The organism is Hydrogenophaga intermedia, from assembly GCF_023715105.1.
GTDB lineage: Bacteria > Pseudomonadota > Gammaproteobacteria > Burkholderiales > Burkholderiaceae_C > Hydrogenophaga > Hydrogenophaga intermedia_A.
In genome coordinates, this window is record NZ_JAMBNO010000011.1 from 60,391 (window position 1) to 72,447 (window position 12,057).

Annotated in this window: 11 protein-coding genes; 3 read left to right on the plus strand and 8 right to left on the minus strand. The window is 67.2% G+C overall.

The features are described from left to right. Positions 1-7: 7 nt before the first annotated feature. The 3 genes from M3149_RS11850 to M3149_RS11860 all read right to left on the minus strand — a co-directional run bounded on the left by M3149_RS11850 (position 8) and on the right by M3149_RS11860 (position 2,338). Positions 8-478: a PTS sugar transporter subunit IIA gene (locus M3149_RS11850; RefSeq protein WP_251709685.1), complete on the minus strand. Its 471-nt coding sequence runs from the start codon at positions 476-478 to the stop codon at positions 8-10. A gap of 144 nt (positions 479-622) precedes the next feature. Then, positions 623-952, minus strand: coding sequence for a ribosome hibernation-promoting factor, HPF/YfiA family (gene hpf / locus M3149_RS11855; protein ID WP_251709687.1), 330 nt, complete (start codon positions 950-952; stop codon positions 623-625). Positions 953-1,099: 147 nt separating this feature from the next. After that, entirely contained in the window at positions 1,100-2,338 is a 1,239-nt protein-coding gene (locus M3149_RS11860) for an MFS transporter (RefSeq protein WP_251709688.1), read from the minus strand. Positions 2,339-2,415: 77 nt separating this feature from the next. On the opposite strand from M3149_RS11860, the gene M3149_RS11865 reads away from it, so the two are divergent. From M3149_RS11865 to corA, 3 genes are all read left to right on the plus strand, one after another. Further along, positions 2,416-4,167, plus strand: coding sequence for a hybrid sensor histidine kinase/response regulator (locus tag M3149_RS11865; RefSeq protein ID WP_251709690.1), 1,752 nt, complete (start codon positions 2,416-2,418; stop codon positions 4,165-4,167). Positions 4,168-4,185: 18 nt separating this feature from the next. Further along, the gene (locus M3149_RS11870) at positions 4,186-5,433 is read left to right on the plus strand and encodes a patatin-like phospholipase family protein (RefSeq protein ID WP_251709692.1); all 1,248 of its coding nucleotides are present in this window, start codon (positions 4,186-4,188) and stop codon (positions 5,431-5,433) included. A gap of 197 nt (positions 5,434-5,630) precedes the next feature. Beyond that, the gene (gene corA / locus M3149_RS11880) at positions 5,631-6,617 is read left to right on the plus strand and encodes a magnesium/cobalt transporter CorA (RefSeq protein ID WP_251709694.1); all 987 of its coding nucleotides are present in this window, start codon (positions 5,631-5,633) and stop codon (positions 6,615-6,617) included. Between the two features lie 8 nt (positions 6,618-6,625). Here the strand turns inward: corA and M3149_RS11885 are convergent, their stop codons facing one another. Genes M3149_RS11885 through M3149_RS11905 form a run of 5 tightly spaced genes read right to left on the minus strand, consistent with a single transcriptional unit; the run spans position 6,626 to position 11,979 of the window. Continuing rightward, on the minus strand, positions 6,626-7,372 hold the full coding sequence (locus M3149_RS11885) for a 5'-methylthioadenosine/adenosylhomocysteine nucleosidase (RefSeq protein WP_251709696.1): 747 nt from the start codon (positions 7,370-7,372) through the stop codon (positions 6,626-6,628). A 10-nt stretch (positions 7,373-7,382) separates the two neighbouring features. Continuing rightward, positions 7,383-9,068 (minus strand): long-chain-fatty-acid--CoA ligase, encoded by a 1,686-nt coding sequence (locus M3149_RS11890; protein WP_251709698.1) that lies wholly within the window; start codon positions 9,066-9,068, stop codon positions 7,383-7,385. A gap of 34 nt (positions 9,069-9,102) precedes the next feature. Continuing rightward, a complete protein-coding gene (locus M3149_RS11895; RefSeq protein WP_251709700.1) occupies positions 9,103-10,527 on the minus strand; it encodes an NAD(P)(+) transhydrogenase (Re/Si-specific) subunit beta in 1,425 nt (474 codons plus the stop codon). Then, positions 10,524-10,844: an NAD(P) transhydrogenase subunit alpha gene (locus M3149_RS11900; protein ID WP_251709702.1), complete on the minus strand. Its 321-nt coding sequence runs from the start codon at positions 10,842-10,844 to the stop codon at positions 10,524-10,526. Before M3149_RS11900 ends, M3149_RS11895 begins: the two co-directional genes overlap by 4 nt. Position 10,845: 1 nt before the next feature. Next, positions 10,846-11,979 (minus strand): Re/Si-specific NAD(P)(+) transhydrogenase subunit alpha, encoded by a 1,134-nt coding sequence (locus tag M3149_RS11905; RefSeq protein WP_251709704.1) that lies wholly within the window; start codon positions 11,977-11,979, stop codon positions 10,846-10,848. Positions 11,980-12,057 lie beyond the last annotated feature (78 nt).

The following is a 12,057-nucleotide window of genomic DNA, read 5'->3' on the forward strand; positions in this document are numbered from 1 at the left end:
GCCGGGGTCAAGCGGCGGCGTGCGCCGATTGCCAGTTGGCGATCAACGTGTGCAGAGCGGCGGCGTCGACGGCACCCTTCATCTGCTCGCGCAAGCCACCGTCGCTGAGCAACTCGGCAATCTCGGAGAGGATTTCCAGGTGCTTCTGCGTCGCCGCCTCGGGCACGAGCAGGAAGATCATGAGCTGCACCGGTTGCTCGTCCGGGGCGTCGAAGCCGATCGGGCTGGCCAGCTGGAACACCGCCGCCAATGGCTGCTTCAGGCCCTTGATGCGACCGTGCGGGATGGCCACGCCATGCCCCAGCCCGGTCGAGCCGAGCCGCTCGCGCGCAAACAGGCTGTCGGTGATGAGTGCGCGGTTGAGGCCATGCTGGGTTTCGAACAGCAGACCCGCTTCCTCGAATGCACGCTTCTTGCTGGTGGCGTCGACGCTCACCAGCACTTGGGCGGCGGGCAGGATGGCAGAGAGACGGTTCATGGGGGCCCTTTCGGACCGCGGATTATGCGCCTCTGACTTTTTGAGGCTAGACGCCGGAGACAAAAAAGCCGCTTGACAATTCAAGCGGCTTGTTGCAGTGCAACACGGTCGCAAACCCACGCCGGGCGTGGGTTGTGACCGATTTCACATCAGGCGCTTGGCGGCGTCGTGATGGTGGTCTTTCGTCTTGGTCTTGTAACGCAGCACCTGGCGGTCGAGCTTGTCGGCCAGATCATCGACGGCGGCATACAGGTCGGCATGGGCGCTCTCGGCGAACAGGTCGCGGCCCTTCACATGGATGTTGCACTCCGCGCGCTGGCGCAGGTCTTTCTCCTTGAGGTTGTCCACCTTGAGCAGCACCCGGATGTCGACCACCTGATCGAAGTGCCGGGAAATGCGCTCCAGCTTGCTGGTGACATAGCCGCGCAGGGCAGGAGTGACCTCGAGGTCGTGACCGCTGATCGTCAGATTCATCTGTGAGCCTCCTAATGCTCCGGGTTGACACAGGTCACCGTGGGGGCGAGCCCCCCGGCGACCACGGGATGGCTTGAGACCACTATGCCCACGATGCGCAGCGCGCGCAAGGCGAAAACGTCAGAAAACGTGACTTCCTGACCGGCGTCAAACGCTGGTGCCCTGGCCGGAACCGTGCAAATGCAGCCTCCTGGCCAGCGCGATGCTGGCGAAGCTGGCGACCACTCCGATGAGACCGGCGGCCCAGTAATGCTCCACCCGACCGGCGGCATCGCGGGCGATGATGAGCCCGCCCACCAGCGAGGCCAACCCCATGGCCGCCGACTGCACCGAGGCGTTGAGCACCATGAAGGTCCCGCGCAGGCGCGGCACCCCCGCCGAGGTGACGATGGCCATGCCGGGAATCATGCGGCCGGAGGTGAGCACGAAGAACGCGGTGGACACCAGCAGCACCACCGCCAGCGGTGCTGGCGGCAGGAGCGTGGTGGCCATGATGGGCACGGTGGCGGCCACCGCAAGGCGATTGAAGGTCGGCACCTTGCCCAGCCGATCGGTCACCCGCCCCAGCCAGCGCGCGGTCAGCAGGGTGACCGCGCCGCCGGTGAGGTAGATCAGCGGGATGTCGCGGTCGCTCAGGCCCACGTTGGCCTGCAGATAGATCGTGATGAAGGGGATCACCGTGAAACCGGTGAATATCATCACGGCCGACAGAGCGAACGCGCGCCAGTGGTTGCGCTCGACCAGCACCTCGCCGATGCCGCGCCACACGGTGGGGCGCCCTGCGTGCAGGTGCCCACGCAACGGTGGCAGCGTGGCCCAGGCACCGGCGCAGAACACCGCGCACAGCGCAGCGATGGCAAAGAACGTGGCATGCCAGTCGAACCAGCTGGCCAGCCACAGCCCCAGCGGCACGCCCGCGACCGTGGACACCGAAAACGCCGACATCACGACACCCATCGCACGGCCGCGCCGCTCGAAAGGCACGACGTCGGCAACGATGGTCTGCGCCAGCGCCGACAACACGCCGCCGAACACCCCGGCCGCGATGCGCGCGCCCATGAGGAACCCATAGCCCGGCGCCAGCCCGCAAGCCAGCGTGGCCAGCGCGAACAGGGCGTAGAGGCTCAGCAGGAGCGCACGGCGGTCGAAACGGTCGACATAGGTGGCGGCGAGGAGGCCCGACACACCGGCCGACAGCGTGTACGCCGAGACCAGCAGGCCGAACTGTGCGTCGCTGATGCCGAAGATCCGCGTGAACTGCGGGCCCAGCGGCATCATGATCATGAAGTCGAGGATGTGCGTGAACTGGATGCCGGCAATGGTGAGCAGCAGCCAGCGCTCGCGCGCGGGGCTCAACTGGGGCGAGGAAGAAGGGGCAGCAGGCACGACAGCGGTCCGGGTAAGGCGCACGAGTGTCGCCGATCGGGCCGGCTGCTGCTGCCACTGGCCTATGCTTGCCACCCATGGACGACGACGCCGAGCTGCAACTCAGGCTGCGACACGAGCAGATTCGCCTGCTTGCGCGCAACGTGCCGGCGTTGGTGTCCGGCACGCTGATTCTGGGCAGCGGAGCGGCGGCGTTGTTGTGGTCCAACCAGCAACCGCGCGAACTGATCGTGGGCTGGCTGCTCACGCTCATCGTCTTGAGCCTGTGGCGCCTGTGGTCGGCCCGCCGGTTCTGGCAGGACACGCAGCGCGGGGGGCTGCCAGCGCAATGGGCCCGCACCTTCGTGGTGGCGTCGGCGCTGGCGGGCCTGTGCTGGGGGTCGCTCGCCTGGCTGTTCTTCACGCCCGACAACCCGCTCAATCTGGCCGTGGTCGCCATCGTCCTGATGGCCATCCTCTCCAGCGCGACCCAGTCACTGGGGCCGTACTTTCCATCGCACCTCGCATTCGCATTGCCGTGCGCGCTGCCGTTCGCCGCACGCTGCCTGTGGTCGGGGGACGGCGGGCTCATCACGCTCGGCGTGCTGACGGCGGTGTTCCTGATCATGGCCGAGTTGTTCTCGCTGCGCATCGCGCGCGCCATCGAGGACGCCTTGCGCCTGCGCTTCGAGAACGAGTCGCTCGTGGCGCAACTGCGCGTGGAGAAGGAGCGCGCCGAGTCGGCCAACCTGGCCAAGACGCGCTTTCTGGCCACCGCCAGTCATGACCTGCGCCAGCCGATCCACGCCATGAGCCTGTTCGTGCCGGCGCTCAAGGCGCTGGCGTCCCGGGCCGAGATCGCGCCGCGCACGGTGGCCAGCATCGCCGATCGCATGCAGGACGCGCTGGACACCATGGGGCAGTTGCTCAACCGACTGCTCGACATCTCGCGCCTGGACGCCGGCGCCCTGCAGCCCAGGGAGCAAGCCGTGCCCCTGGCGCCCCTGTTTCGCCGGGTGTGCGACGAGGTCGCCCAGCAGGTGCGGGCCAAGCGGCTGCGCCTGCGCGTGCGCGACGGCGGCCTGAGCGTGCTGGCGGACCCCGGCGTGCTGCACACCATCCTGAGCAACCTGACCAGCAATGCCGTGCGCTACACGGAGCGTGGCGGGGTGCTGCTGGCGGCGCGGCGGCGCGGCGACCGCATCCGCATCGAAATCTGGGACAGCGGCGTCGGCATCGAAGCCCACGACCTACCGCACGTCACCGAGGAGTTCTATCAGGCCGGCAACGTCAGGCGCGATGCCCGGCAGTTGCGCGGCTTCGGGCTCGGGCTGGCCATCGTCAAGCGCTCGGCCGATCTGCTGGGCAGTCAACTCGCCTGCCGTTCCCTTCCCGGGCGCGGATCGGTGTTTTCGATCGATCTGCCAGAGACAGCAACCCCCGCCAACCCTACCCCGGAGCAGCCACCCGCCGACGTGGCAAGGCCGTCGCGCACGGTGCTGGTGGTCGATGACGACGAGCAGATCCTGACGGCCATGGGCTATCTGCTCAAGGGCTGGGGGCACGAGCCCCTGGTGGCGCGCACGCTCGACGATGCGCTGGCCTGTGTGGCGGCATCCGGCCGGCCGCCCGAACTGGCCCTGGTGGACATGCACCTGGACAACGGTGAGACCGGCGTGCAAGTGATCGAAGCCCTGCGCGCGAGACTGGGCACGAGCCTGCGCGTTGCAATCGTGACCGGCGACACCAGCCCGTCGGTGCTGGCGACAATCCGCGCAGCGGGTGTCACGGGCCTGCACAAGCCGGTCGACCAGCAGACCCTGATTCGCTTCATCGACGACGCGGCCTGAGCGCGCTGCAGCACCGACATGTCCCTCGACACCGTACTTACCCACAACACGGCCATGGTGCCGCGCGCGGGCAACCCGCCCGATGGTTGCGCCCTGGTGCTCATGGGCGGTGGCGCGCGCACGGCCTACCAGGCCGGCGTGCTCAAGGCCCTGATGGCCATGCTGCCTTCGGGTCAGCCCGCGTTTCCCTTCCATTGGCTTTTCGGCACCTCGGCCGGTGCGCTCAACGCCAGCTACCTGGCCAGCCACGCGGGCGATGGCGCCGCCGCGCTCGGGCGCCTGGCCGATTTCTGGCAAGGCCTGCGCTCGCACCAGGTCTACCGCCTGGAGGCGCCCAGCTGGGTGCGCGCCAGCCGCGTGCTCGCGGGCTGGACGCTGTCGCGTCAGGTCAAACGACACCGCGCATTGCTGGACACGCTGCCACTGGTGGACACGCTGCACCGTGCCATCGACCTGCGCCGCATGGAAGCTGCGCTGGAGATCGGCGCGATCGAGGTGCTGGGTGTCACCGCGTCGAGCTACACCACCGGCGAGCACTGGACCTTCTGCCAGACACGCGCCGACTGCCAGGTGCCGCCCTGGCACCGTCCGGGCCGGCGCGCCGATTTCCAGCCCGTCACCATCGAACACCTGATGGCCTCCAGCGCCATCCCGTTCCTCTTCCCCGCCGTGCCGCTGTGGGTCAACGGCCACCGAGAGCACTTCGGCGACGGCTCCATGCGCCAGCTCTCGCCGCTGTCGCCGGCGATCCATTTCGGCGCGCGGCGCGTGCTGGTGATCGGCGTCGGGCAACCGCAGCGCGCAGGCCTGACGGCGGCCAACGCCGAGGAACCCACCGCCGGCACCATCGCCGGGCACGCCATGGCCAGTGTGTTCCACGACACGCTGCAGTCCGACGTGGAGCAAACCCTGCGCGTGAGCCAGACGCTGGCGCGCCTGCCGCCCGAGGTGTCGGCCCTGCTGCCGTATCGACCGGTGGAGGTACTGGCGCTGCAACCCAGCGTGTCGCTCGACGAGATCGCGCTCAAGCACGTGCACGAGTTGCCCGCGTCCACGCGCCACACGCTGGCCGGCCTGGGGGCGCTGGACACCCGCCGCGGCGCCAACGCCAGCGCGGCAGCCCTGGCGAGCTATCTGCTCTTCGAGCCCGGCTTCGTGCAGGCGCTCATGGCGTTGGGCGAACACGACGCCTGGCGCCGACAGGACGAATTGCGGGCCTTCCTCGCCCCTTCCGTCACGAACGCTGCACAAGGTGCGGTGCGATAATTGCGGCCATCCCGAACGGAGCCCTCCATGGAAAGCACACCCCCCAGTTGTGTGCTTTCAGCCGCCTTCGCCACCGTCTGAGCCCGCGCTGAGCACCAGCGCAACGCCCCGGCGGCCGGCCGGCTGAAAGCGCCACCGAACCCGCCGGCCGGCACCCCGGCCCCCCGCCCAACGCCACCAGCAGCAGGGAGCGCGCCATGCTCAACGTCTTCACCCTGGCCAACGGCCGACTGTTCCAGGAAGAAATCGAATCCCTGGAAGAACTCGCGAAGTTCAAGCCCATCTGGGTCGACCTCGAAGACCCCACGCCCGAGGAGCGGCGCTGGGTCAAGCAACACTTCGGCCTGTCCATTCCCGAAGACGCGATGGACGACGACATCGAGGAGTCGGCCCGCTTCTTCGAGGAAGACAACGGCGAGTTGCACGTTCGCAGCGACTTCCTGATCGATGACGACGAGGACCCGCGAGCGGTGCGCGTGGCCTTCATCCTCAACGAGCACAACGACTCGCTCAAGAGCCGCGGCGTGCTGTTCTCGATCCATGACGAGGACGTGCCCGTGTTCCGCCTGCTGCGCATGCGCGCGCGACGCATGCCCGGGCTGATCGAGGACGCCAAGGACGTGCTGCTGATGCTCTTCGACGCCGACGCCGAGTACTGCGCCGACACGCTGGAAGACATCTACGACGAGATCGAGACCGTGAGCAAGCAGGTGCTCAACAGCAACGCCTCCGACACGCTGCTGAGCGAGGCGCTCTCGGCCATCGCCCGCCACGAAGACATGTCGGGTCGCATCCGCCGCAACGTGATGGACACGCGCCGCGCGGTGAGCTTCATGATGCGCAGCCGCTTGCTCAGCGCCGAGCAGTTCGAAGACGCGCGCCAGATCCTGCGCGATCTGGACTCGCTGGACGGCCACACCGCCTTCCTGTTCGACAAGATCAACTTCCTGATGGATGCGACCGTCGGTTTCATCAACATCAACCAGAACAAGATCATCAAGATCTTCTCGGTGGCCAGCGTGTCGCTGCTGCCGCCCACCCTGGTGGCCAGCAGCTATGGCATGAACTTCCAGTTCATGCCCGAGCTGAACTGGAAGCTGGGCTACCCGTTTGCCATCGCGCTGATGGTGCTGTCGGCCGTGGTGCCGATGCTCTACTTCCGAAAGCGCGGCTGGCTGAGATAGCCATGCCCTCAGTGGCGCAGCAATTGCGCCACCACGGCCGCGCTGTAGCGGCTCGCCACCTGCGTGAGAAATCGCGGGAAGTCCACGTGCGCCGCGTCATCGGCCCGGTCGGAGATGGTGCGCACCACCGCGAAAGGCAGGCCGAAATCGGCGCACACCTGGGCCACGGCGGCGCTTTCCATGTCCACCGCCAGCGCATCGGGCAACTCGACCTGCAGGGCCCGGCTCTCCGCGGTGCGGGAGACGAAACGGTCACCGCTGATGAGCAAACCTTCGTGAAGCGCCGGCGCGTGCAGCCCGAAGGCCTGCACCACCTCGACGCCCAACGCGGCCACGGGATCGCGCAGCGTGGCAGCACACGCCTTCGCCAGCCGTTCGCTCCAGGCCGCGTCGGCGGCGAAGCGCGAGCGGCCATGGCCCGGCACCACGTGGCGATCGAAGATCGGCGAGGCATCCATGTCGTGCTGCAGCAGTTCGCGCGCCACCACCACGTCACCCACCTTCACGCCACGACCCAGCCCACCGGCCACACCGGTCATGACGACAGCGCTGGCACCGAAGTGCTGCGCCAGCAGGGTGGTGGTGGTGGCCGCAGCCACCTTGCCGATGCCGCACAGCACGGCCACCACGGCGTGGCCGTGCAGGTGCCCCTGCCAGAAGATTCGCCCACCGACGGCGATGCGCTGCTCGTCGGGCAGCAGCGCAAGCACCGCCGCGAGCTCCTCTGGCATCGCGCTGACGAGACCCAACGTCATGCGCGCGGTCTCACTTGTCGCGCAGCTCCCGACGCAGGATCTTGCCCACCGGCGTCTTGGGCAGCTCGGTGCGGAACTCGATCACCTTCGGCTGCTTGTATCCCGTGAGGTTGGCGCGGCAGTAGTCGCGCACCTGGGCTTCGGTCAGCGCCGCGTCCTTCTTCACGATGACGAGTTTCACGGCCTCGCCGGTCTTGTCGTCGGGCACACCCACCACCGCGCACTCCAGCACGCCAGGCAACTGGGCCACCACGTCTTCGACCTCGTTCGGATAGACGTTGAAGCCGCTGACCAGGACCATGTCCTTCTTGCGGTCGACGATCTTGAAGAAGCCGCGCTCATCCATCACCCCGATGTCGCCGGTCTTGAAGAAGCCATCGGCCGTCATGACCTTGGCGGTCTCGTCGGGGCGCTGCCAATAGCCGGCCATCACCTGCGGGCCCTGAATGGCGATCTCGCCTGGTTGCCCCACGGGCACCTCGTTGCCGTCGTCGTCGAGGCACTTCATGCGCGTGCCGGGGAGGGGTACGCCAATGGTGCCGGTGAAGCTCTTGCTGTTGGTCGGGTTGCAGCTGGCCGAAGGGCTGGTTTCCGACAGGCCGTACCCCTCGCAGATCGGGCAACCCGTCTTGTCCAGCCAGAGCTTGGCCACGGCACCCTGCACTGCCATGCCGCCACCCACCGACACCTTGAGGTGGCTCCAGTCCACGGTGTTGAAGTCGGGGTGGTTGGCCAGGCCGTTGAACAGGGTGTTCACGGCAGGGAAGCTGTGGAAACGGTGCTTGCTCAGCTCCTTGAGCACCGCGGGCAGGTCACGTGGATTCGGGATCAGGATGGTCTTGCCACCCACGCGCAGGCTCAGCATCATGTTCACGGTGAACGCGAAGATGTGATAGAGCGGCAGCGCACAGATGGCGGTGGGCTGCTCGCCGGCAGGCACCAGCTTCATCACCGGCTCGTTCCAGACCTCGGACTGCAGCACGTTGGCAATGATGTTGCGGTGCAGGAGCACCGCGCCCTTGCTCACGCCCGTGGTGCCGCCGGTGTACTGCAGCACGGCCATGTCGTCGGGCTGGATGTCGGGCCGCTTCAGCTCGCTGCGCGCGCCGCGCGCGATCGCGTCGTTGAAGCGCACCGCCTGCGGCAGGTTGAACGCCGGCACCATCTTCTTGACGTTGCGCACCACGTAGTTCACCAGCGCGCCCTTGAGCAGGCCAAGCCGGTCGCCCATGGCCGCCAGCACCACGTGCTTGACCGGCGTAGCCGCGATGCACTGCTCCAGCGTGTGCGCGAAGTTCTCGATGATGACAATCGCCTTGGCGCCGGAATCCTTGAGCTGGTGCTCCAGTTCGCGCGCGGTGTAGAGCGGGTTCACGTTCACCACCACCAGGCCGGCGCGCAGGATGCCCGCCACCACCGCCGGGTACTGCGGCACGTTGGGCATCATGATGGCAACGCGATCCCCCTTGACCAACCCGAGCGACTGCAGGTAAGCGCCGAATGCCTTTGAGACACGGTCGGTCTCGGCATAGCTGACGTCCTTGCCCATGAAGCTGTAGGCCGTGCGGTCGGCGTGGGCGCGAAAGCTCTCCTCCATCAGGTGCACCAGCGAGGGGTACCGAGTGACGTCGATGTCGGCGGGCACGCCCTCGGGGTAGGCCGACAGCCAGGGGCGTTGATCGGTCGCGGTCAGCATGCTGCGGTCTCCTCGTTATCGTCTCGTCCTGCGTTCACTCGATGGCCTTGGTCATGTCCTCGACCACCTTCTTCGCGTCACCGAAGACCATCATGGTCTTGTCCATGTAGAACAGCTCGTTGTCCAGGCCGGCGTAGCCGGCGGCCATGGAGCGCTTGTTCACGATCACGGTCTTGGCCTTGTAGGCCTCCAGGATGGGCATGCCGTAGATGGGCGAGCCCTTCTGCAACGCAGCCGGGTTCACCACGTCGTTGGCGCCCAGGATGATGGCCACGTCGGCCTGACCGAACTCGCCGTTGATGTCTTCCATCTCGAACACCTGGTCGTACGGCACCTCGGCCTCGGCCAGCAACACGTTCATGTGGCCCGGCATGCGCCCGGCCACCGGGTGAATCGCGTACTTCACCGTGATGCCTTTCTCGCTGAGCTTGTGCGCGAGTTCCTTCACCGCGTGCTGCGCGCGCGCCACCGCCAGGCCATAGCCCGGCACGATGACCACGGTCTCGGCATTGCCGAGGATGAAGGCCGCGTCGTCGGCGCTGCCGCTCTTGGCGGTGCGCTGCACGCCGCCACCGGCTGCCGCCGCGCCCGCGTCGCCCCCGAAGCCGCCCAGGATGACGCTGATGAACGAGCGGTTCATGGCCTTGCACATGATGTAGCTCAGGATCGCGCCCGAGCTGCCCACGAGCGAGCCCGCGATGATCAGCATGCTGTTGTTGAGCGAGAAACCGATACCTGCCGCCGCCCAGCCCGAATAGCTGTTGAGCATGGACACCACCACCGGCATGTCGGCGCCGCCGATGGGGATGATGATGAGCACGCCGAGCACGAAGGAGAGCGCGATCATGGCGAAGAACGCGGGCCAGTTCTCGGTGACGGCGAAGAACACGCCCAGCGCCACAGTGGCGATGCCCAGCACCAGGTTGAGCAGGTGCTGGCCCGAGAACGTGACGGGCGCGCCCTGGAAGAGGCGGAACTTGTACTTGCCGCTGAGCTTGCCGAAGGCGATGACCGAACCGCTGAAGGTGATGGCCCCGATGGCCGCGCCCAGGAAGAGCTCGATCTTGTTGCCGAACGGGATGGGCTGACCGCGCTCGGCGATGCCGAAGGCCCAGGGCTCGGCCACCACCGCCACCGCGATACACACCGCGGCCAGGCCGATCATGCTGTGCATGAACGCGACCAGTTCGGGCATCTTGGTCATCTCGACCTTGTTGGCCATGTAGGCGCCAACACCACCGCCGATGACCAGCCCCGCGAGCACGTAGACCATGCCCTGGGCCTTGCCGCCGGAGAGCTCGACGATCAGCGCCGCGGTGGTGAGCACGGCGATCGCCATGCCCGTCATGCCGAAGACGTTGCCGCGGATGGAGGTGGTCGGGTGCGACAGGCCCTTCAAGGCCTGGATGAAGCACACCGAGGCGACGAGGTACAGCAGGACGACGAGGTTCATGCTCATGCCTTGTCTCCCGCTGCCGGCGCCTTGCGCTCCTTCTTCTTGAACATCTCGAGCATGCGTCGCGTGACGAGGAAACCGCCGAAGACGTTGACCGCGGCCAACGCCACCGCCAGCACGCCCATGGACTTGCCCAGCGGGGTTTCGGTCAGGCCGGCGGCCAGCATGGCGCCCACGATCACGATGGCCGAGATGGCGTTGGTCACGGCCATCAGCGGCGTGTGCAGCGCAGGAGTGACGTTCCACACCACGTGGTAGCCCACGTAGATGGCGAGCACGAAGATGATCAGGTTGATGAGGGTGGGGGAGACGGCGTCCATGTCACTTCCTTTTCACTTCACCGTTCTGGGTCATGAGGCAGGCCACGACGATGTCGTCGTCCATCGGCACCTGTACCGCCGCCGCGTCCTTGGGGAGCACAAGCTTGAGGAAATCGAGCACGTTGCGTGCGTACAGCGCCGAGGCGTCGGCCGCCACGCGTGCGGGCAGGTTGGTCTCGCCGATGATGGTCACACCGTGCTTGACCACGGTTTTGTCGGCCTCGGTGAGCGGGCAGTTGCCGCCAACACCGTTCGGGCCCTTGCCCGCCGCGATGTCCACGATCACCGAGCCCGGTTTCATGCTTTTCACCATCTCTTCGGTGATCAGCGTGGGCGCGGCGCGCCCGGGGATCAGCGCGGTGGAAATCACCACGTCGGCCATGGCCACGCGCTTGGCCACTTCCACGGCCTGGCGCGCCAGCCAGCTCGGCGGCATGGGTTTGGCGTAACCGCCCACTCCTTCGGCCGCCTCTTTTTCTTCGGCGGTTTCATAGGGCACCTCGATGAACTTGGCGCCCAGCGATTCGACCTGCTCCTTCACGCTCGGGCGCACGTCGCTCGCCTCGATGACGGCACCGAGGCGCTTGGCGGTGGCGATGGCCTGCAGGCCGGCCACACCGACACCCAGGATGACCACGCGCGCGGCCTTCACCGTGCCGGCGGCCGTCATGAGCATGGGGAAGAACTTGGGGTAGGCGTTGGCTGCGGCCATCACGGCCTTGTAGCCCGCGATGTTGGCCTGCGAGGACAGCACGTCCATGCTCTGTGCACGGGTGGTCCGCGGCGCGGCCTCTAGTGCGAAGCTGGTGAGCCCGGCGCCGGCCAGGGCCGCCAGGCCTTCGGCATCGAACGGGTTGAGCATGCCCACCAGGGTGGCACCGGGCTTCATCTGCGAGAGCTCGGCGGCCTGCGGACTGCGCACCTTGAGCACCAGGTCTGCGCCCAGTGCGCCGGCGGCGTCGGTGATCTGCGCGCCCACGGCTTCGTAGGCAGCATCGGTGGCGCTGGCGGCCACGCCGGCACCGGATTGAACCTTCACCTGGTGGCCTTGTGCCACCAGCTTCTTCGCCGTCTCGGGCGTGACGGCAACACGGGTCTCGCCCGCCAGGGTTTCGGCGGGTACGCCAATGAGCATGGGTGTCTCCTCGCTCGGGGGATGGGGAATCGGCGCGCAAGCTTAACTGAAAGCCTCATGCAAGCCACGTGGTGCAGC